Origin of the sequence: Leclercia sp. W17 (genome assembly GCF_003336325.1) — a bacterium.
Taxonomy (GTDB): domain Bacteria; phylum Pseudomonadota; class Gammaproteobacteria; order Enterobacterales; family Enterobacteriaceae; genus Enterobacter.
The window spans coordinates 1,113,485-1,134,647 of the sequence record NZ_CP031101.1 but is presented as its reverse complement, the minus strand read 5'-3'; the positions used below and the strand labels follow the sequence as shown (position 1 = coordinate 1,134,647).

Here is a 21,163-nt window from a genome sequence, read left to right as displayed (position 1 = left end):
CCGTGACAGATTAAGCTGCTTTGTTTGCTGCTTTGATCAGCGTAGCAACGCGATCGGAAACAGTAGCGCCCTGGCCAACCCAGTGAGCGATACGATCCAGATCCAGACGGGTTTCTTCTTCTGCGCCAGCGGCCAGTGGGTTGAAGAAACCAACGCGCTCGATGAAGCGACCGTTGCGTGCATTACGGCTGTCGGTGACAACAACCTGGTAGAACGGACGCTTTTTCGCGCCGTGACGTGCTAAACGAATAGTTACCATAACATCCTCTTGTGTGAATAAAACACCGGGCCCCATCGAGGGAAGGAGCCCGGTGTCATATTAAAAGCCCGAAAATTTTACTGATTTCTGGGGAAAATGCAATCAACAGTTGCTAATCCGCCGTAAAAGGCCGTCGGCGGTGCAGTCAGTTCGGTGCCGGCGTGCGCACAGCCACCGGAGCGTACACGCAGTACGTGAGGATGGCGAGCACACCCCGGTGCCGAAATGGCAAACAAGCCAGGCCTTTTAGCGGCCAGGGAATCCTGGGGGCATCATGCCCTTCATCCCGCGCATCATCTTGGCCATACCGCCCTTCTTCATCTTCTTCATCATGCGCTGCATGTCGTCGAACTGCTTCAGAAGACGGTTAACGTCCTGAACCTGCATCCCACAACCCGCCGCGATACGGCGTTTACGGGAGCCTTTGATGATTTCCGGCTTCGCGCGCTCTTTCAGCGTCATGGAGTTGATAATCGCCTCCATACGCACCAGGACCTTATCGTCCATCTGCGCTTTTACGTTATCCGGAATTTGCCCCATGCCCGGCAGCTTGCCCATCAGGCTCGCCATACCGCCCATGTTTTTCATCTGACGCAGCTGCTCCAGGAAGTCGGTCAGATCGAAGCCGTCGCCTTTTTTCAGCTTGGAGGCCAGCTTCTCGGCCTGGGCACGGTCAACCTTGCTCTCGATATCTTCGATCAGCGACAGCACGTCGCCCATGCCGAGGATACGGGAAGCAATACGGTCCGGGTGGAACGGCTCCAGCGCTTCGGTCTTTTCGCCGACGCCGAGGAACTTGATTGGCTTGCCGGTGATATGACGAATAGAGAGCGCCGCACCGCCGCGGGCGTCGCCGTCCACTTTGGTCAGCACCACGCCGGTTAACGGCAGCGCTTCGTTGAAGGCTTTTGCGGTATTGGCCGCATCCTGACCGGTCATGGCATCGACGACAAACAGGGTTTCTACCGGATTGATCGCGGCATGCACCTGTTTAATCTCGTCCATCATCGCTTCGTCAACGTGCAGACGACCGGCGGTATCCACCAGCAGCACGTCAAAGAACTTCAGCTTCGCCTCTTTCAGCGCCGCGTTAACGATATCGATCGGTTTCTGTCCGACATCGGACGGGAAGAACTCCACGCCAACCTGTTCGGCCAGGGTTTCCAGCTGTTTGATCGCCGCCGGGCGATAAACGTCGGCAGAGACGACCAGCACTTTCTTCTTGTGCTTCTCGCGCAGGAATTTACCCAGCTTACCAACGCTGGTGGTTTTACCCGCACCCTGCAGACCCGCCATCAGCACTACTGCGGGTGGTTGCGCCGCCAGGTTCAGGCTCTGGTTCTCTTCGCCCATCGCCGCAACCAGTTCGTTACGCACGATTTTGACGAACTCCTGACCCGGGGTCAGGCTCTTATTCACTTCATGGCCAACCGCTTTCTCTTTTACGCGGTTGATGAAATCACGGACGACAGGCAGCGCGACGTCTGCTTCGAGCAGCGCCATACGCACTTCGCGCAGCGTCTCTTTAATATTGTCTTCGGTAAGGCGTCCACGGCCGCTGATGTTGCGCAGCGTGCGCGACAAACGATCGGTTAAATTATCAAACATTGTCTCTCGCCTGGGGTAGAAACGTTAGGTCGCTGGCGCGACACGTACACAGAATTTTGCCGGAGTATAACATGAAGGCGCCTTTGTTGTTATGCAACGGTTGGAGCACGCCTCACGTAACGTTATACTGCATCTCTTTCTTATCAGGACAACTGTCGACACCTATATGCCTGTTTTCGCTTTGATCGCCCTCGTCGCGTACTCTGTCAGCCTTGCGCTGATCATTCCTGGCCTGTTACAAAAAAACAGTGGCTGGCGGCGAATGGCTATTTTGTCGGCGGTCATCGCGTTGATAAGCCACGCTTTTGCGCTCGAAGCGCGCATTTTGCCGGGCGACGGTAGCGGGCAGAACCTGAGCCTGCTTAACGTCGGCTCGCTGGTCAGCCTGATGATCTGTACGGTGATGACTATCGTGGCGTCGAAAAATCGCGGCTGGCTGCTGCTGCCCATTGTCTACGCCTTTGCGCTGATCAATCTGGCCTTTGCCACCTTCATGCCGAACGAGTTTATTACTCACCTTGAGACCACCCCGGGCATGATGGTGCATATTGGCCTGTCGCTGTTCTCTTATGCCACGCTGATTATTGCCGCGCTGTACGCGCTGCAGCTGGCCTGGATTGACTACCAGCTCAAAAATAAAAAGCTGGTCTTCAGCAACGAGATGCCGCCGCTGATGACCATTGAGCGTAAGATGTTCCACATCACCCAGGTTGGCGTAGTATTGCTGACGCTCACGCTGAGCACTGGCCTGTTTTATATGCACAATCTTTTCAGCATGGAGAATATCGACAAGGCCGTGCTCTCCATCATCGCGTGGTTTGTCTATATTGTCCTGTTATGGGGCCATTATCATGAAGGCTGGCGCGGTCGCCGCGTGGTCTGGTTCAACGTGGCGGGTGCAGGCCTCCTGACCCTTGCCTATTTTGGTAGCCGCGTCATCCAGCAATTTGCCAGCTAAGTAACAAAGGAGTTCCCCCTGGAACACATCTCCACTACCACGCTGATCGTTACCCTGATCGTCATGGTGGTTATCTCCGCCTATTTCTCCGGCTCGGAGACCGGCATGATGACGCTCAACCGTTACCGGTTACGTCATCGCGCCAAACAGGGTAACCGTGCCGCTCGCCGTGTAGAAAAACTGCTGCGTAAGCCAGATCGCCTGATAAGCCTGGTGCTTATCGGCAATAACCTGGTCAACATTCTCGCCTCCGCGCTGGGCACCATTGTCGGCATGCGTCTCTACGGCAACGCCGGGGTCGCTATCGCCACCGGGGTGCTGACCTTTGTGGTGCTGGTCTTTGCTGAAGTATTACCGAAGACCATCGCAGCCCTCTATCCCGAGAAGGTCGCCTATCCCAGCAGCTTCCTGCTGTCGCCTATGCTCGTTCTGATGATGCCGCTGGTCTGGCTGTTAAATGGTGTGACCCGGATCCTGATGCGCCTGATTGGTATCAAAGCGGATGTGGTGGTTAGCAGCGCGCTGAGCAAGGAAGAACTGCGCACCATCGTGCATGAGTCACGCTCGCAAATCTCCCGCCGTAATCAGGATATGCTGCTGTCGGTGCTGGATCTGGAGAAGGTGAGCGTGGACGACATCATGGTGCCGCGCAATGAGATCGTCGGTATCGACATTAACGACGACTGGAAAGCGATTGTCCGTCAGCTGACCCACTCCCCGCACGGCCGCATCGTGCTATACCGTGATTCGCTGGACGACACCATCAGCATGCTGCGCGTGCGTGAAGCATATCGTCTGATGACCGAGAAAAAAGAGTTCACCAAAGAGGTGATGCTGCGCGCGGCGGATGAGATTTACTACATCCCGGAAGGGACTCCCCTCAGCACCCAGCTGATTAAATTCCAGCGCAATAAAAAGAAAGTGGGTCTGGTGGTCGATGAGTATGGCGACATTCAGGGCCTGGTGACGGTAGAAGATATTCTGGAGGAGATTGTCGGCGACTTCACCACCTCCATGTCCCCTACCCTTGCCGAAGAGGTCACGCCGCAAAATGACGGATCGGTGCTGATTGACGGTAGCGCGAACGTCCGTGAACTCAATAAAGCCTTTAACTGGCAGATGCCGGAAGAGGAAGCCCGAACCATCAACGGTATGATTCTGGAAGCGCTGGAGGAGATCCCTGCAGCGGGCACGCGGGTGCGGATTGGTCAGTACGATATTGATATCCTGGACGTGCAGGACAATATGATTAAGCAGGTCAAGGTCGTGCCGGTTAAACCGCTGAGGGAGAGCGTCGCGGAGTAAGATGTTGTAGGCCGGGTGAGGCGACGCCACCACCCGGCACTACGGGAGGCGCATTACGCCTTTGCTTTCGCCACGGAGACCATCGCCGCGCGAATGGTACGACCGTTCAGGGTATAGCCTTTCTGCATCACCATCAGCACGTTGCCGGCAGCCACGTCCTCAGATTCCACCATCGCAATGGCCTGATGCACGTTCGGATCCATCGGTACGTTGGTATCGGCAACCACTTCCACACCGAACTTCTTCACTACGTCGAGCATGGATTTCAGCGTCAGCTCAATCCCTTCAACCATCGGTGCCATATCCGGGTTCGCTTTATCCGCTACTTCCAGCGCGCGATCCAGGCTGTCGATAACCGGCAGCAGTTCGTTGACAAATTTTTCCAGCGCAAATTTATGCGCTTTTTCAACGTCCAGCTCGGTACGGCGACGCAGGTTTTCCATTTCTGCTTTGATACGCAGGATGCCATCGCGCTCGCGGTTCTGGGCTTCAGCTAACTGCGCTTCCAGATTCGCAATTTTTTCATCGCGCGGATCCACCTGCTCAGCACCAGCCTCAGCCTCTACAGCCTCAACCTCTTCGTGCTGCTCCGTGATAATTTCTTCCGGGGCTTGCCCCTCAGGCGTTTTCTGTTCTTTACTACTCATGAATTTCTCCGCGTTTTTCTGCATTCAACTCGCTAACTTCGCTTATTATGGGGATCAGTTTCCGGGATTCAAGGGAACAAGCCACATTGTCATCATTCATTCGCACAAGGACCTTCAGAAAATGAGCAACCATTTCAAGTGTATTGGAATTGTCGGTCATCCACGTCACCCTACCGCGTTGACGACACATGAAATGCTCTATCGCTGGCTGTGCGCCAAAAATTATGACGTGATTGTGGAACAGCAAATTGCTCAGGAACTGCAGTTAAAAAACGTTAAAACCGGCACGCTGGCGGAAATTGGACAGCAGGCCGACCTGGCCGTGGTGGTCGGTGGCGACGGCAATATGCTGGGCGCCGCCCGTACCCTCGCCCGTTACGATATTAAAGTCATTGGTATCAACCGTGGCAACCTGGGCTTTTTGACCGACCTCGACCCGGATAATGCCCAGCAGCAGCTCGCCGACGTGCTGGAAGGCCACTACATCACAGAAAAACGCTTTTTACTGGAGGCGCAGGTCTGCCAGCAGGATTGCCAGAAGCGAATCAGTACCGCTATCAACGAAGTGGTGCTGCACCCGGGCAAAGTGGCGCATATGATTGAGTTTGAAGTCTATATCGACGAAATCTTTGCCTTCTCGCAGCGCTCCGATGGGCTGATCATATCGACGCCGACCGGCTCGACAGCCTACTCGCTCTCGGCGGGCGGCCCGATCCTGACGCCTTCGCTGGATGCCATCACCCTGGTACCGATGTTCCCGCATACCCTTTCAGCCCGCCCGCTGGTGATTAACAGCAGCAGCACCATCCGTTTGCGCTTTTCCCACCGCCGCAATGATCTGGAGATCAGCTGCGACAGCCAAATCGCGCTGCCTATTCAGGAAGGTGAAGATGTGCTGATCCGCCGCTGCGATTATCACCTGAATCTTATTCACCCTAAAGACTACAGCTATTTCAACACATTAAGCTCCAAGCTCGGCTGGTCGAAAAAATTGTTCTGAAATAGCATCCAGCACTTTACTGTATAAAAAACCAGATTATACTGTACACAAACACAGTTATGGTTTTTCATACAGGAAAACGTTTATGCTGGCACAACTGACCATCAGCAACTTCGCCATCGTTCGTGAGCTCGAAATTGATTTCAACAGCGGTATGACGGCTATCACCGGGGAGACCGGGGCCGGTAAATCTATTGCGATTGACGCGCTGGGGCTCTGCCTTGGTGGTCGTGCTGATGGCAGCATGGTGCGCGCCGGTGCCAGCCGCGCCGATCTGTGCGCCCGTTTTTCCCTCAAAGACACTCCCGCCGCACTGCGCTGGCTTGAAGAAAACCAGCTTGAAGAAGGACGTGAGTGCTTACTTCGCCGTGTTCTCAACAGTGATGGCCGCTCCCGTGGCTTTATCAACGGTACCGCGGTGCCGCTCTCCCAACTGCGCGAGCTCGGCCAGCTATTAATCCAGATCCACGGCCAGCATGCCCATCAGCAGCTTATCAAACCAGAACAGCAGAAATCGCTGCTCGACGGCTACGCCGGTGAGTCTGCGCTGATGCAGCTGATGGCTGCTCACTATCGTCAGTGGCATCAAAGCTGCCGCGAACTGGCGCTGCATCAACAGCAGAGCCAGGAGCGTGCGGCCCGCGCCGAACTGCTGGCCTATCAGCTGAAAGAGTTAAACGAATTCAGCCCGCAGGCGGGCGAGTTTGAGCAGATTGACGAAGAGTACAAGCGCCTGGCCAACAGCGGCCAGCTGCTCTCCACCAGCCAGCAGGCGCTGAATTTGCTGGCCGATGACGAAGATGTGAACCTGCAAAGCCAGCTGTATGCCGTACGCCAGCTTGTGACCGAACTGGCCGGTATGGACAACAAAGTCTCTGGCATGCTCGATATGCTGGAAGAGGCGGCGATTCAGATCTCCGAAGCCAGCGACGAGCTGCGCCACTACTGCGAGCGACTGGATCTGGATCCTAACCGCCTGTTCGAGCTGGAACAGCGTATTTCGCGTCAGATCTCCCTTGCGCGCAAGCACCACGTTTCACCTGAAGAGTTGCCCAATTTTCACCAGTCCCTGCTTGATGAGCAGAATCAGCTCGACGATCAGGCCGACTCGCTGGAGACCCTCTCTCTGGCCGTCAGCGTCCATCATAAGCAGGCTCTGGAAACGGCGACGCAGCTGCACAACGTCCGTCAGCGCTACGCTCAGGAGCTGAGCCAGCACATCACCGAGAGCATGCATCTGCTGTCGATGCCTCACGGCGTCTTTACGATTGATGTTAAGTTTGAAGCCAACCACCTGACGGCTGAAGGCGCAGACCGTATTGAATTCCGGGTCACCACCAACCCGGGGCAACCGCTGCAGCCTATCTCCCGGGTCGCCTCGGGCGGTGAACTGTCGCGTATTGCCCTGGCGATTCAGGTGATCACCGCGAAGAAAATGGAAACCCCGGCGCTGATCTTCGATGAAGTGGACGTTGGTATCAGCGGCCCGACCGCGGCGGTGGTTGGTAAACTGCTGCGTCAGCTTGGCGAGTCCACCCAGGTAATGTGTGTGACCCACCTGCCGCAGGTTGCCGGCTGTGGCCACCATCACTTCTTTGTCAGCAAAGAGACCGATGGCGAGATGACCGAAACGCATATGCAGCCGCTGGACAAGCGCGCCCGTCTGCAGGAGCTGGCGCGTCTGCTGGGCGGCAGCGAAGTCACCCGCAATACGCTGGCGAATGCGAAAGAACTGCTGGCTGCGTAAACTTTTTCGGTATCTCAGGGTCATACAGAACAATAAAAACGCCGACAGACCGGCCGCCAGAGGTTTTAATGTGGTGAAAGGTCTATTATCATCGGCATATTACATATGAGCCGTCGCGTATTGCCCGGGCCCGAAAAGGAATCAAATCACTATGCGCTGTAAAACGCTGACCGCTGCCGCAGCGGTTCTTCTGATGATGACCGCAGGCTGCTCCACGCTGGAAAAAGTGGTTTACCGCCCTGACATCAACCAGGGGAACTATCTCGCACCTAATGATGTGTCTAAAATTCGCGTCGGTATGACGCAACAGCAGGTCGCTTATGCCTTGGGCACACCGATGATGTCCGATCCATTCGGCACGAATACCTGGTTCTACGTCTTCCGTCAGCAACCGGGCCACGAAAACGTGTCGCAGCAGACCCTGACGCTGACTTTCAACAGCAGCGGCGTTCTGACCAATATCGACAACAAACCAGCGCTCACCGACGAGTAAGGTTTCAGAAATGCAAAAGGTGCTCAATGAGCACCTTTTTTGTTTTCTCGCGCTGCCTGTAGCCCCGGTAAACGCAGCGCCACCGGGGAAACCCGCTTATTTAGCCGCTTTCTCCGCACGCTGACGACGCAGCTCTTTAGGATCGGCAATCAGCGGACGGTAAATCTCGACCCGATCGCCATCTTTCAGGGTATCGGTTAGCTTCACCGGACGGCTGTAAATGCCGACTTTGTTTTTCGCCAGATCGATGTCGCTTCGCAAGGTCAGCAGGCCAGAAGCATGGATCGCCTCTTCAACGGTCGCCCCCTCTTCCAGCGTAACGCGCTGCAGATACTGCTTTTCCGGCAACGCGTAAGCCACTTCCACCACGATCTCAGGCTGCACTGTAGACCTCTTTGGCGCGCACGGTGAACGCCTGAACCATATTGGCCGCCAGCTCTTTGAATATGCGGCCAAACGCCAGCTCAATCAGGGCGTTGGTAAACTCGAAGTCGAGATGGAATTCGATCCGGCAGGCATCGGCACTCAGCGGAACGAACTTCCATCCACCCATCAGTTTTTTGAAAGGACCATCCACCAGATGCATCAGAATACTCTGGTTATTGGTCAGCGTGTTACGGGTAGTGAACGTTTTGCTGATCCCGGCCTTGGAGACATCCACTGCCGCCGTCATTTGCGTCGGGCCTGACTCCAGCACGCGGCTCCCGGTGCACCCCGGGATAAACTGCGGATATGACTGTACGTCATTCACTAACTGGTACATCTGTTCCACACTGTAAGGGACAAGCGCAGTACGACTAATCTGAGGCATAACATTTTTCCTGATCAAACAACAAACAAATAATAACATTTATCACCTGTTAAAAAAACGCTGAGCCTTATCTCATGCTAATATAGCGCGTTAGACCTCACAGGACGCAATGAGGTGACTTTTTGACATCAGATTACCTACGGCTTTACGACACTTATGACGAAGAAAAAAGCACATAAACCTGGCTCGGCAACCATTGCGCTCAACAAGCGTGCCCGCCACGAGTATTTCATCGAAGAAGAATTCGAAGCTGGCCTTGCGCTGCAGGGCTGGGAAGTTAAATCGCTGCGCGCGGGTAAAGCCAACATCGGTGACAGCTACGTGATCTTTAAGGATGGCGAAGCCTTTCTGTTTGGCGCGAACTTTCAGCCGCTGACGGTTGCTTCTTCTCACTACGTTTGCGATCCGACCCGCACCCGTAAGCTGCTGCTGAACAAACGTGAGCTGGATTCGCTCTTCGGGCGTATCAACCGCGAAGGTTACACCGTGCTCGCCCTGTCGCTGTACTGGAAGAACGCCTGGTGCAAAGTGAAAATCGGCGTGGCGAAAGGTAAGAAGCAGCACGACAAGCGTAACGATGTGAAAGATCGCGAGTGGCAGGTCGATAAAGCGCGCATCATGAAGCACGCAGGCCGTTAATTATCGGATACTTATTGAGCGATTCAATAAGTTAGCGTTCCGGGGTGGTAACCGGTCTGCAAATTCTGGTATACTTGCAGTAACACTATTGGGGCTGATTCTGGATTCGACGGGATTTGCGAAACCCAAGGTGCATGCCGAGGGGCGGTTTGCCTCGTAAAAAGCCGCAAAAAAATAGTCGCAAACGACGAAAACTACGCTTTAGCAGCTTAATAACCTGCTAAGAGCCCTCTCTCCCTAGCTTCCGCTCTTAAGACGGGGATCAAAGAGAGGTCAAACCCAAAAGAGATCGCGTGGAGGCCCTGCCTGGGGTTGAAGCGTTAAAACTAATCAGGCTAGTTTGTCAGTGGCGTGTCCGTCCGCAGCTGGCCAGCGAATGTAAAGACTGACTAAGCATGTAGTACCGAGGATGTAGAAATTTCGGACGCGGGTTCAACTCCCGCCAGCTCCACCACTTTTGATAGGACTGCAACCGGACAGCGGCAATAAAAACAGCCACTTACGGACACTGACCAGGCAGCAGACAGACCGAGAAAAGACAAAAACATGCACGTGAAATGCACGTGCACTTTAAAAGAACCCCAGATTTCACACTCTGGGGTTTTTCTATTTGTAACTAAGGGTAACAAAAACCTTTACCCATTTTGCACTCTACCCGCCTCGAGGCTGTTTTTTTTCACAGCAAGCGCTGTATATAATCACAGTCATATTTAAGCAGCGTTCGATGACTAATTTAGTAAAGGTGCACAAACTTGTTGCCAAAGTATTGACCAGACGTTGACATTCTCAGCACTAATAACCAAGATTTTTGCTTCATCGGAAGTTGAAATAACCCCCCTCCACAAACTGACACGACATGCCCTGCCGCCAGCAATTCATCTAAGGTCATATAAACAGCTGTATATAACTCTTATTAAAACATTAATAAACTACGCTAATCGCCCAACCGAATTATCTTACCACCCTGACCTGCCCCCACGATTAGATACAACACTCAGTTAGTAACGTCGGAATCTTCATTCTCAGAATGACCCTTTCTCCAGCCCGCTGCAAATTCAGACGGTGTCTGATAATTCAGCGTGGAGTGCGGGCGGCATTCGTTATAATCCTGCCGCCAGTCATTAATAATTTTCCTGGCATGAACGATATCGCTGAACCAGTGCTCATTCAAACATTCATCGCGAAATCGTCCGTTAAAGCTCTCAATAAATCCGTTCTGCGTTGGCTTGCCCGGCTGGATTAAGCGCAACTCAACACCATGCTCAAAGGCCCATTGATCCAGTGCACGGCAAGTGAACTCCGGCCCCTGGTCAGTTCTTATCGTCGCCGGATAGCCTCGAAACAGTGCAATGCTGTCCAGAATACGCGTGACCTGAACGCCTGAAATCCCAAAGGCAACAGTGACCGTCAGGCATTCCTTTGTGAAATCATCGACGCAGGTAAGACACTTGATCCTGCGACCGGTGGAAAGTGCGTCCATGACGAAATCCATCGACCAGGTCAGATTGGGCGCCGCCGGACGGAGCAGCGGCAGACGTTCTGTTGCCAGCCCTTTACGACGTCTTCTGCGTTTTACGCCCAGGCCACTGAGGTGATAAAGCCGGTACACGCGCTTATGATTAACATGAAGCCCTTCACGGCGCAGCAACTGCCAAATACGACGGTAGCCAAAACGCCTGCGCTCCAGTGCCAGCTCAGTGATGCGCCCTGATAAATGCGCATCAGCAGCCGGACGGTGAGCCTCATAGCGGCAGGTCGACAGGGATAAACCTGTAAGCCTGCAGGCACGACGTTGCGACAGACCGGTCGCATCACACATCAACATCACGGCTTCCCGCTTCTGGTCTGTCGTCAGTACTTTCGCCCAAGAGCCACCTGAAGCGCCTCTTTATCCAGCATGGCTTCGGCAAGCAGCTTCTTGAGTCTGGCGTTCTCTTCCTCAAGCGACTTCAGGCGCTTAACTTCAGGCACCTCCATACCGCCATACTTCTTACGCCAGGTGTAAAACGTGGCATCGGAAATGGCATGCTTGCGGCAGAGTTCACGGGCGGGTACCCCAGCTTCGGCTTCGCGGAGAATACTGATGATCTGTTCGTCGGAAAAACGCTTCTTCATGGGATGTCCTCATGTGGCTTATGAAGACATTACTAACATCGGGGTGTACTAATCAACGGGGAGCAGGTCACAGGATATAGCCATTGATAGCAATTATCTCAACGTTAAAAATTACGCCGCAGTCAGTCAGCAATATACTGAATCTTTACGGAAGAAAGACCTGAACAAGATTTGTGTAGATTCAGTAACTAAAAAAATGCGTGGACAACTTTTCCCAGCAACAGCCAGCATGGATAAGCTGTTCTATCCGGGTCTTACAACAGATGATACAGGGGCCAAGTTTAACGAGTACCGAAATCAATTCTATGAACATCTCAGATTCACTCAGCTATTGAACAAAATCGAAGGTTCATACTACTGACACAAGCCCGATGAATGCTACAAAGTAGTGGTGCATTCGGAATCGAAACGTAAAGGTAACTTACTGTTATTCTTTGATTTCATAGTCGTGCCAATGATTCCTTGGTTCGCTTCTATCTCAATAGCCGTCGCTACGAATTCAGCTCCCAGTTAGGGAGTTGAATTCGCGTCCTAATTCCCTCTCTCATCATCACTCACATTTCGAAACAAAGCTCTTACCGATCTATTGCTAACTACATGAATATGATCATAAAATGTCCCCGCTAGTACCTAGGAGAGAATTTCTCGCAAAAGCTTGATGGTCTGCTTGTCAGCCATCGTGGAGGTTTCGGCCTCTGATCTCTCCCCCACACGACGCATGCCACGCTTGCTCAATGTTCCAACGTTACGATGCTACGCATCACCGACGCTCTGGTTCGTACCGGGACAGCTGGGATCGCTGGATTTGTGGCGAGAGGACGTCACGCTGTGACGTCGAAAACTGGGGTTAATTGCTGAACATCTCTTATTCCTGTCAGTTCAGGCGAGACTGGTGGCCATGTCGGTCATCGGGAACTGAAAAGGAGATGTAATTATGAGTCGCAAGACACGTAAGAAGTACCGGACTAGTGTTCAGCAAACGTTTTGTGCGAACGACCGTTCCAAAGGTTTTTTCAAGGGTGTAGCCAAGTATCTGCTCGGTCTACTCATCCGCGAGATCATCTCGGAGGTTTTTCATTCTGAAGGAGTTGCTTCCGTCTGGTCATCCATCAAGGGTTTATTCCAATGGAGGCCGTAAAAGATAGGACCAACAACGATGATAAGCACAAAACGTTCCTCTAGTCTTCATAGTCCTCTCAAACTTTATCCTTTGAACCAATCCCCTCTTTATAAGCTCAAATCAAAAAATAAACTGTTAGAAATCATAAGCTTATCAAAGAAACAAGCAGATAAGCTCATGCTTGACTCTGCGTACAAAGAATTCAAAAACGATGCAGGAAGGACAATCCAAGAGCCGAGTGCTCAACTAAAAGTCGTGCATAAACGGATTGGTGCATTATTGAGCAGAATTGAGTTACCCTCCTACCTGCATTCCGGTCGGAAAAAGCATTCAACTCTGACCAATGCTGAATCTCACAGGCAAGCAACTGAACTTCTGAAGCTCGACATTCACAAGTTTTTCCCCTCGACTAGAGCTGCGAAGGTCTACAAAGCATTTGTTGAAAAATTCGAGATGTCACCTGATGTGGCTTATGTCATGACCAATCTCGCAACCTTTGCAGGAAAAGTGCCCACAGGTAGCCCTATTAGCATGGCTATGGCGTTTTGGGCCCATAAAGACATGTTTGACGAGCTTAGCCATCTTGCAGCATCAAGCAGCTTAGTATTTACGGCATATGTTGACGATGTAGCGTTCTCCGGCTCGAAAATCCCGAAAGGATTTGCTGCCCAAGCTAAAAAATGTATTCGTTCTCATGGTCTCACCTCTAAAGACAAAAAAGAGCGATTTTATACGTCATCAGAAGGAAAGCTGCTTACAGGGATAGTGATTCAGGATGGAGAACTTAAGGTTCGTTGGGCACACAATGATTCGATCGGAAAAGAATTCGCTATTTTGGCTGATGCAACAGACAACACAGCAAAAATAATCCATCTAGAAAAGCTAGCAGGCAAGCTGCATGCGGCCGGTCAAGTTGATTTCAGACAGAAAGACAGAGCTCGTTTCTTCACTAAGCAACTAAGAGCAGCCAAAAAGCAATCAACTCAGGGCAGTTAGGGCTATTGATCGTAGCTAGTTGGGTGTGCCATACTGCTGTGACATTGATTCCCGCTACATTGCTCAAAGAATCAGACAGTTAGTATTTGGTGTCGCTTCAAGCCAGCTCCACCAAAATTCTTTGTTAACGGTCACCAGAGCCTGATACAAAGTCCTGAAAGCCCGCAATGCGGGCTTTTTTGTTACTACTGTCCCTCTATTCCAGTACTCCAACCTTCCCTGCGTCCCTCAACATAATTCTTAAGCCTCTACCGCCGTCAGGTAATCCAGCCGCAGCGGCTCCGCCAGCAACTCATCCATCTGCAGGATAAAGGCCTGGAAATGGGGCAGCGCAATGTGAGCCTCTAGTGCCTCCTGGCCTCGCCAGGCTTCCCGGACGTAAAACATGTCCGGCGTATCGCGCAGCTGAAACAGCTGATACTCAACGTTGCCCGGCTCCTGACGGGTCGGCAGCAGCAGCGCCTGTAAGGCCGTCTTGAGCGCGTCACGTTTGCCGGGCTTCGCCTTCAGAACCGCAATAAGTGTGATGATGTCAGAGGAAGCCATCTCAGAACCCCTCCAGAACAATCTTCCCGACCGCACGCCCGGTCTCGAGCTGCGCATGGGCCTTCTGCACATTCTCCGCTGTAATCGCCCCGTAATGCTCACCCAGCGTCGTGGTAAGCACCTGCTCATCAATAAGATTTGCCACGCGGGTCAGCAGCTGGTGCTGGGCAATCATATCGGCGGTCTCAAACATAGAGCGGGTGAACATAAACTCCCAGTGCAGGGAGATGCTTTTTGCTTTCAGCGGGCGGGCATCCAGCGTCTCGGGATCGTCAATCAGCGCCAGTTTGCCCTGCGGCGCCAGGGCCTTAATAATCTCTTCATAGTGCGCTGCGGTGTGGGTCAGGCTGGCGACATGAGTGACCTCTTTGATGCCCGCGGCGGCTAATTCTTCCGACAGCGGTTTGCTGTGATCGATAACATGATGCGCCCCCGCTTCCCGCACCCACTGCTGGCTTTCCGGGCGTGACGCCGTACCTACCACAGTCATTTTCGTCAGCTTGCGCGCCAGCTGCACCAGGATGGACCCCACCCCGCCCGCCGCGCCGACAACCAGCAGCGTGTCGCCTTCATTACCCTGCTCCTGAATGCCCAGGCGATCGAACAGCATCTCCCACGCGGTGATGGCGGTTAACGGCATCGCGGCAGCGGAGGCGTTATCCAGGGTTTTTGGCTTCAGGGCGACAATGCGCTCGTCCACCAGCTGAAACTCGCTGTTGCTGCCAGGCCGTCCCAGCGCACCGGCATACCAGACTTCATCCCCGGGCGCGAAAAGTGTTACCGCCTCGCCCACCGCTGCCACCACACCAACAGCATCCCAGCCGAGAACGCGCGGCGTATCGCCGGTAAAACCGGCGCGGACCTTGGTATCTACCGGGTTTACGGAGATGGCTTTCACTTCAATCAGCAGATCGTGTCCTGTCGCTTGCGGCTGCGGCAATTCGATATCCTGCAGGAACGCGATGTTGTCAGGGGCAGAACGGGTAATGGCAATGGCTTTCATAATCTCTCCGTCGTTTATCGTGTGTGTCGCAATAATGTGATGGTAAAGCGTAGCTATGACGGGAAAAATAGCCTCGCGACGATAAGACTTGTACTCGGGAGATGAAAATGGCCCGGCTTGAAGATGGGATACTGTCCGCGCGGGGCACGCCTGACAAGTCATGAAGATGACGCGTGATGTGAAGATCAGTCAGCGCGCGATAATGCCGCTTGGGCTCATTCTGACGCCCTCTGTAATGCGTCCCGATACCACTGACAGATATGCTCCAGCCGGGTGATGGCGGAACCGACCGTCACGGCCCATGCCCCATGCTCAATGGCCTGCGCCGCCAGTTCCGGCGAATTGTAACGCCCCTCGGCTACCACCCGGCACCCGGCCTGACTCAGGCTCGATACCAGCGCCAGATCCGGGGCCGTGGGCGTCACCTCTGAGGTGTAGCCCGACAGCGTGGTGCCAATCAGCTCAACCCCAAGCTGGTAGCAATACAGCCCGTCCTCCTGCGAGGAGCAGTCTGCCATTGCCGTCAGCTGATGGTGACGGATGCGGGCAAGCAGAGCGTCAATCGGTACCGGGCGCGGGCGCTGCGTACCGTCAAAAGCAATAATGCTGGCCCCTGCTTCTGCCAGAACATCCACATCCTCCAGCCAGGGCGTAATGCGTACCGGAGAGTCGGGCAGATCGCGTTTCACAATGCCAATTATCGGCACGCTCACCACGGCACGCACCGCCCGCAGGTTTTTAATACCTTCAATGCGCAGCGCTACGGCTCCCGCCTGCTCCGCCGCCAGCGCCATGGCCGCGACAATCTCCGGCTTATCCAGCGGGCTGTGCGGTACCGGCTGACACGAGACGATAAGCCCGCTCTGGGCTTTGACTTTTGCATCCAGTTCTTCAAGGAACGACATAACCCCTCCGTTAAGATATTCAGATTGCCCCGGGTATCTGGCAAGCCGGTTCGCTCTTTTACCCGCGATGCGGGGAAGGATCCTGCTAACCCTTGCTGATGCGCTTCCCTGTTTCTACGCTTATTCTCACGCAGGGCAACACCCCTCTTACACCAAACAAGCCTGCGCGCTGATGCGTTAACTTGCAACCTGTGAAAGGGAGAGCCCCTAATGCTGCGCCGCATTTTTCTGCTGGTCTTCACGCTCGTTTGCCCGTCGCTTTACGCCGCCCCCGTTGTCTATGCCATCGACACCCAGAAGACCGCCATCAAGCTGTCGTGGCGCGCCTTCGGCGGCATACCCTCCTGGGCGCATCTCCAGGGGGTGACGGGGACGGTCACGCTGAACCCGGACAATGAATTTGACGATCGCATCCGGGTGTCGGTGCCGGTCGCTACGCTTCAGGCCTCCAATAATCTGCTCACCTGGCAGTTGAAAAGCGATATGTTCTTTGACGCCGCCCGCTACCCGACGATCACCTTTACCAGCACCCGGGTGGTGAAGGTTAAGGACGATCATTACCGCGCGTTCGGCACTCTCACCGTCCGCGATCTTAGCCGCCCGGTGATCCTCGAAGCCACGCTCGATCGTCTGCCGGACGAGGCGATCGCGCTGCATGCTACCACCGCCATCTCCCGTTCCGCATATAAGATGGATCGCTTTGCGCTGGTGGTGGACGATCGCATCGCCATTGCCATTGAGATCCAGGCGATGCGGCGTCAGTAAATTTTTGACCTGAGGCAATAATATTTATTAATAATTGCCCCGGTAAAAAATCCCGCCTGTTCTATACTGCCTTTCTGAAAATAATACACACGTAAAAAATAGTGCGAATGTCGTAGAGCATTTCCTGAAAGGCGTTATCCGATAGAGAAAAAATCATGCCTTTGTATTATTCAAAAATTCAGCAACGCTTCTATTACCCAGTTGCGGAAATAGCATGCGCAGAGTGTTATCGCGCCCTCACACTTAATAAATAAAAAAGCTACTCCAGCGCTGAAATTTGTGATCTCTCGCATTCTCCGCTTCATTACCTGCACTAATAAAAGACAATAAACCATAATAAAAGCACAATAAAACAAGAATTTAAGTAACACGCTCAACAATTACTTACTTGTTAACTGGGTTTCAGCGCAGTTTAGCGATCGGCTATGTTTTATTTCACCGCTTCGTCATTTGCGCTTTTGGTTCTTTCTGACTATATCCTTTAATGCACTTATAAAAAGCCAGCAATATAAATATCAGGGATGGCAATCATCACGCCTGCGCAAAAACAACAAAGTCGCAGAAAAACTATTACAGCAGGACATTATTTCTGACAAATAGTGTCTCCTTCGGGACGCTTAAAATCTGCTGAAAGAAAAACGATTTTTACACACAGCATTCATTACACTCTGTTGGGAGTCATACAAATGAGTAAATTCACTGTTATCTCCAGACTGACGCATCAACAAACAGTCGCAGAAGGTAACCAGATCATTCTGGGCGAGGATTCCGTTGTTAAGCTCGATGCAGGCAGGGGCGATATTGCCAGTTATTCCCGCAGCAATAACGATTTGCTGGTCAGGATGACCAACGGCGAAACCGTGACGCTAAAGAACTACTACGTCAACGATCATCAGCTGGTACTGAATGAAAACGGCGCGCTGTGGTGGATTGAAGATCCGCTGGCGGTTGAGCGTTACCAGTCGATCCCGTCAACCGACGCGTTGATTGCCGGTAACGTCAGCAGCTCATCGGGCGATACCCCTATCTGGCCGTGGGTGCTGGGTGGCGTGGCCGCAGCGGGGGGCATTGCGCTGGCAGCAGGCGGTGGGGGCGGCGGCGGTGGGGGCGGTGACGATCGCATCGATCCGGGTCCGGTAGCGCAGGATACCACGCCGCCCGACGCGCCCACTAACCTGCATTTCGCCAACGGTAACACCCAGCTGCTCGGCAGCGCCGAAGCCAACAGCATGGTAACCATCACCGATGCCAACGGTAACGTGGTGGGCAAAGCCAAAGCCAACGGCAATGGCGAATTTACCGTCGAGCTGGGGGTGCCCTACACCAACGGCGAGACCCTGACGGCCACAGCCGCCGACAGCTCCGGCAACGTCAGCCCGCCCACCAGCCTTACCGCTGCGGATACCACCCCGCCAGATGCGCCCATGATTATTATCGCTGACGACAACGCCGGCAGCCTGACCGGGGCGCTGAACAGCGATCAGACCACCGACGATCCGCGCCCGGTCTTTAGCGGCAGCGGCGAGGCCGGTTCGACCATCACGGTGTATGATAACGGGAAGAACATCGGCAGCACGGTAGTGAACAGCGACGGTAGCTGGACATTTACCCCAACCGCCGATCTCGCTAACGGCTTGCATCAGATCACCGCCAGCGCTACCGACCCGGCAGGCAATACCAGCCCGGACTCTCCCGCATTTAATCTCACCATTGATACCGTCGCTCCGAATGCGCCGGTGCTGCAGGTGATGGATGAGGTGGGCAACATCCAGGGGTTCATCACCTCCGGGGGGTTTACCGATGACAACCAGCCGGTGCTGAGCGGCACGGGCGATCCCGGCAGCACCATTACCCTCTACCACAACGATCTGCTGGTGGCGGAGATCATCGTTCCGGACAACGGCTCCTGGAGCTACCAGCTTGCCGAGCCGCTGACGGAAGGGCTACAGACCTTTACCCTGACGGAGACGGATGTTGCGGGCAATCTGAGCCCCTCTTCCACGCCGTTTGAATTTACCGTCGACCGCACACCGCCTGCCGCGCCGAGTGGCCTCACCATCAATGCCACTGGCACCATCGTCACCGGTAGCGCCGAGCCCAACTCGACGGTTACGGTCACCAACGACGTGGGTGACAGCCTGGGTGAGGCCATCGCGGACGTCAACGGGGCATTTTCGCTGACCCTGACCACCCCGCAGACCAATGGCGAAACCCTGAGCGCCGTGGCTACTGACCGGGCGGGTAACGAAGGTCCGGCCTCTTCGCTGCCTGTGCCGGACATCACCCCGCCAGCGGCACCGACAGCCCTCACCGTCGCCGCGACGGGTGACAGCGTGAGCGGTGAAGCGGAAGTGGATGCCCGCATCTCGGTACGCGATGCCACGGGCCAGGAGATAGGTACCGGCACCGTGGGTGCCGACGGCAAATTCACCGTCAATATCGCCCCGAACCAGCTCAACGGCGAAGTGCTGACGGTCTACGCCTTCGATACCGCCCAAAACCCGAGCCAGCCGGCGCAGGCCACCGCCCTTGACTCCACGCCACCGGCGCCACCTGCAGAGCTGGATGTCTCCGATAATGGCCTGGCGCTCACCGGCACGGCGGAAGTGGGCAGCACCGTGGTCATCATGGAAGGGACCCCTAAACTCGGCGAGCTGACTGTCGGCGAATCGGGCAGCTTCTCCTTCACGCTGCCCACCGCCAAGCTGAACGGGGAGATCATGAGTCTTACCGCCACCGATAAGGCGGGCAACACCAGCGCCCCCAGTACGGTAGAAGCCGACGACACGACCCCACCGGCCACACCACTCATCACCAACGTGGTGGATAACGTACCGGATACCATCGGCACCATCGAGAGCGGATCGTTAAGCGACGACCGCACGCCGCTCATCTCCGGCACCGGTGAGATCGGCACCAAAATTTATGTCTACAGCGAGCAGATGCAGATCGGCTTTACGGAGGTCGATTCAGCGGGTAACTGGTCGTTCCAGGTGCCCGCCAGTCTGACCGATGGGCTCCACTCCCTGACCGCCGATGCGGTTGACCGCCGCGGCAATCACAGCTTGATCTCTGAAACCTGGACGATTAACGTCGACCCGCTGGCCCCGACCCCACCGACGACATCAGTGGCAACCGCGGCGTTTGCCCAGAGCGAGGAGCCGATGGTGAGCACCCTGAGCGCCAGCACCACGGGCGAGACGCTGATTTACAACGTGCTCAGCGATAATGGCGGAGACCACGTCAGCAACTTCTCGCTGGCGCAGGGCGACAAAATCGACATCAGCCAGCTGCTGGTGGGCTGGAATGGCGATGGCAACACGCTGGGTGATTATCTCCATGTCACCAGCAACAGCGATGGCGGCACGACAATCACGCTCGACCGGGATGGTGCAGGCACCAGCTTTGCCCCGGCCACGCTGGTGACGCTGGATAAAGTGCAGACCACCTACGAGGAGCTGGTGAACCAGAATCATATTATCACCGGTTAACTTAATCCCGCCGGGTGGCGGCTACGCCTGACCCGGCCTACAAAACCCGGCACAAAAATGTTAACGCAATGAAATAATTCCAGAATAATAACAGAATTAAAGCGGCTCCCTGGTCCGGCTGAAAATCGCCGTCTTGCCGGGAGCCCGGGTCGCCAGGGTGGTGGCGATTGAGCCACCCTGGCACGTTCACCGATTCAGGGGTAACAGAGAAGCAGAAAACGTGAGGTGAACGGAACCTCTGCTTCGCCACATATACTCCCTCACCTCCCCCCCAAAAAGAAAATAATGTGACCTCCCCCACCCTAATAACATTTCTACCAAATAACCTGGTTGCCTTAACTTATACGCTCATCTAAATAGCACAACTCTTTATTAATTCAACCCACATCCGGCAATATTAAACATCCCTTCAAATATATCATATTGAATATCACCTTTACTCCCACTTAATTATTTACACAGCCACGCTAAAATACCCATATAAAAAAACACCCCTTCACCAAATACCCCTATCTTATTAAATTAAAAACAAAAACCCGTACTTGCGCCTCGTTTAACCACCGCCCGCAAGCCGCGCCACGCCTGATCCCGATATTTTCACCCCGCAGAAAGCGATATTTTAAATAAAGCTAATCAACTATTAACTCACGCTTAATTTGCACTTCTGGTACTTTCTGGCTATATCAAATTCAGTCAATCACAAATTCTTACCATTATTAAAGACAAGGATTTTACCACCCAGAATATATTCCCAA

18 protein-coding genes and 1 other RNA gene are annotated in these 21,163 nt (G+C 54.0%); 10 read left to right on the top strand and 9 right to left on the bottom strand.

The window, feature by feature from the left end:
- Nucleotides 1–10: 10 nt before the first annotated feature.
- Together rpsP and ffh are read right to left on the bottom strand one after the other, a co-directional pair.
- Nucleotides 11–259, bottom strand: a complete 249-nt coding sequence (gene rpsP, locus DVA44_RS05620; RefSeq protein ID WP_003863133.1) for a 30S ribosomal protein S16 — start codon at nucleotides 257–259, stop codon at nucleotides 11–13.
- Nucleotides 260–505: 246 nt separating this feature from the next.
- Complete coding sequence (gene ffh, locus DVA44_RS05615; RefSeq protein ID WP_103180786.1) at nucleotides 506–1,867, bottom strand: signal recognition particle protein; 1,362 nt, start codon at nucleotides 1,865–1,867, stop codon at nucleotides 506–508.
- A gap of 166 nt (nucleotides 1,868–2,033) precedes the next feature.
- On the opposite strand from ffh, the gene DVA44_RS05610 reads away from it, so the two are divergent.
- Both DVA44_RS05610 and DVA44_RS05605 read left to right on the top strand, forming a co-directional pair.
- Nucleotides 2,034–2,825, top strand: coding sequence for an inner membrane protein YpjD (locus DVA44_RS05610; RefSeq protein ID WP_103822531.1), 792 nt, complete (start codon nucleotides 2,034–2,036; stop codon nucleotides 2,823–2,825).
- Between the two features lie 18 nt (nucleotides 2,826–2,843).
- On the top strand, nucleotides 2,844–4,130 hold the full coding sequence (locus DVA44_RS05605; protein ID WP_114385930.1) for an HlyC/CorC family transporter: 1,287 nt from the start codon (nucleotides 2,844–2,846) through the stop codon (nucleotides 4,128–4,130).
- A 53-nt stretch (nucleotides 4,131–4,183) separates the two neighbouring features.
- Here DVA44_RS05605 and grpE read toward each other — a convergent pair whose 3' ends face one another.
- Nucleotides 4,184–4,777, bottom strand: a complete 594-nt coding sequence (gene grpE, locus DVA44_RS05600; protein WP_139157085.1) for a nucleotide exchange factor GrpE — start codon at nucleotides 4,775–4,777, stop codon at nucleotides 4,184–4,186.
- 121 nt (nucleotides 4,778–4,898) lie between these two features.
- Between grpE and nadK the strand changes: the two genes are divergently transcribed.
- The 3 genes from nadK to bamE all read left to right on the top strand — a co-directional run bounded on the left by nadK (nucleotide 4,899) and on the right by bamE (nucleotide 8,017).
- Entirely contained in the window at nucleotides 4,899–5,777 is an 879-nt protein-coding gene (gene nadK / locus DVA44_RS05595) for an NAD(+) kinase (protein ID WP_103180790.1), read from the top strand.
- 85 nt (nucleotides 5,778–5,862) lie between these two features.
- Complete coding sequence (recN, locus tag DVA44_RS05590) at nucleotides 5,863–7,524, top strand: DNA repair protein RecN (RefSeq protein WP_114385929.1); 1,662 nt, start codon at nucleotides 5,863–5,865, stop codon at nucleotides 7,522–7,524.
- A 151-nt stretch (nucleotides 7,525–7,675) separates the two neighbouring features.
- Nucleotides 7,676–8,017: an outer membrane protein assembly factor BamE gene (bamE, locus tag DVA44_RS05585; protein ID WP_114317035.1), complete on the top strand. Its 342-nt coding sequence runs from the start codon at nucleotides 7,676–7,678 to the stop codon at nucleotides 8,015–8,017.
- A gap of 96 nt (nucleotides 8,018–8,113) precedes the next feature.
- On the opposite strand, the gene DVA44_RS05580 is transcribed toward bamE, so the two are convergent.
- Both DVA44_RS05580 and DVA44_RS05575 read right to left on the bottom strand, forming a co-directional pair.
- On the bottom strand, nucleotides 8,114–8,401 hold the full coding sequence (locus DVA44_RS05580; RefSeq protein WP_168194457.1) for an RnfH family protein: 288 nt from the start codon (nucleotides 8,399–8,401) through the stop codon (nucleotides 8,114–8,116).
- Nucleotides 8,391–8,828, bottom strand: a complete 438-nt coding sequence (locus DVA44_RS05575; RefSeq protein WP_197080107.1) for a type II toxin-antitoxin system RatA family toxin — start codon at nucleotides 8,826–8,828, stop codon at nucleotides 8,391–8,393. The genes DVA44_RS05580 and DVA44_RS05575 overlap by 11 nt, the downstream gene beginning before the upstream one ends.
- 156 nt (nucleotides 8,829–8,984) lie before the next feature.
- Here DVA44_RS05575 and smpB point away from each other — a divergent pair, with 156 nt between their 5' ends.
- Nucleotides 8,985–9,467 (top strand): SsrA-binding protein SmpB, encoded by a 483-nt coding sequence (gene smpB / locus DVA44_RS05570; RefSeq protein WP_103180795.1) that lies wholly within the window; start codon nucleotides 8,985–8,987, stop codon nucleotides 9,465–9,467.
- 90 nt (nucleotides 9,468–9,557) lie between these two features.
- Nucleotides 9,558–9,921: a transfer-messenger RNA gene (gene ssrA / locus DVA44_RS05565) on the top strand.
- Between the two features lie 540 nt (nucleotides 9,922–10,461).
- On the opposite strand, the gene DVA44_RS05560 is transcribed toward ssrA, so the two are convergent.
- A protein-coding gene (locus tag DVA44_RS05560; RefSeq protein ID WP_087451024.1) for an IS3-like element ISSen4 family transposase occupies nucleotides 10,462–11,582 on the bottom strand; the annotation gives its coding sequence in 2 pieces (ribosomal slippage) (nucleotides 10,462–11,324 and nucleotides 11,324–11,582; 1,122 coding nt in all).
- A gap of 1,156 nt (nucleotides 11,583–12,738) precedes the next feature.
- Here DVA44_RS05560 and DVA44_RS05550 point away from each other — a divergent pair.
- Nucleotides 12,739–13,698, top strand: coding sequence for a reverse transcriptase family protein (locus tag DVA44_RS05550; protein ID WP_114385926.1), 960 nt, complete (start codon nucleotides 12,739–12,741; stop codon nucleotides 13,696–13,698).
- A 240-nt stretch (nucleotides 13,699–13,938) separates the two neighbouring features.
- Here DVA44_RS05550 and DVA44_RS05545 read toward each other — a convergent pair whose 3' ends face one another.
- The 3 genes from DVA44_RS05545 to DVA44_RS05535 all read right to left on the bottom strand — a co-directional run bounded on the left by DVA44_RS05545 (nucleotide 13,939) and on the right by DVA44_RS05535 (nucleotide 16,152).
- A complete protein-coding gene (locus tag DVA44_RS05545; RefSeq protein ID WP_168194508.1) occupies nucleotides 13,939–14,229 on the bottom strand; it encodes a putative quinol monooxygenase in 291 nt (96 codons plus the stop codon).
- Nucleotides 14,230–14,245: 16 nt separating this feature from the next.
- Nucleotides 14,246–15,247, bottom strand: a complete 1,002-nt coding sequence (locus DVA44_RS05540; RefSeq protein ID WP_114385924.1) for a zinc-binding alcohol dehydrogenase family protein — start codon at nucleotides 15,245–15,247, stop codon at nucleotides 14,246–14,248.
- A gap of 215 nt (nucleotides 15,248–15,462) precedes the next feature.
- Nucleotides 15,463–16,152 (bottom strand): N-acetylmannosamine-6-phosphate 2-epimerase, encoded by a 690-nt coding sequence (locus DVA44_RS05535; RefSeq protein WP_114316980.1) that lies wholly within the window; start codon nucleotides 16,150–16,152, stop codon nucleotides 15,463–15,465.
- Nucleotides 16,153–16,362: 210 nt separating this feature from the next.
- On the opposite strand from DVA44_RS05535, the gene DVA44_RS05530 reads away from it, so the two are divergent.
- Together DVA44_RS05530 and DVA44_RS05525 are read left to right on the top strand one after the other, a co-directional pair.
- Nucleotides 16,363–16,917 (top strand): YceI family protein, encoded by a 555-nt coding sequence (locus DVA44_RS05530; RefSeq protein WP_114385923.1) that lies wholly within the window; start codon nucleotides 16,363–16,365, stop codon nucleotides 16,915–16,917.
- A 686-nt stretch (nucleotides 16,918–17,603) separates the two neighbouring features.
- Nucleotides 17,604–20,408, top strand: a complete 2,805-nt coding sequence (locus DVA44_RS05525) for an Ig-like domain-containing protein (protein ID WP_114385922.1) — start codon at nucleotides 17,604–17,606, stop codon at nucleotides 20,406–20,408.
- Nucleotides 20,409–21,163 lie beyond the last annotated feature (755 nt).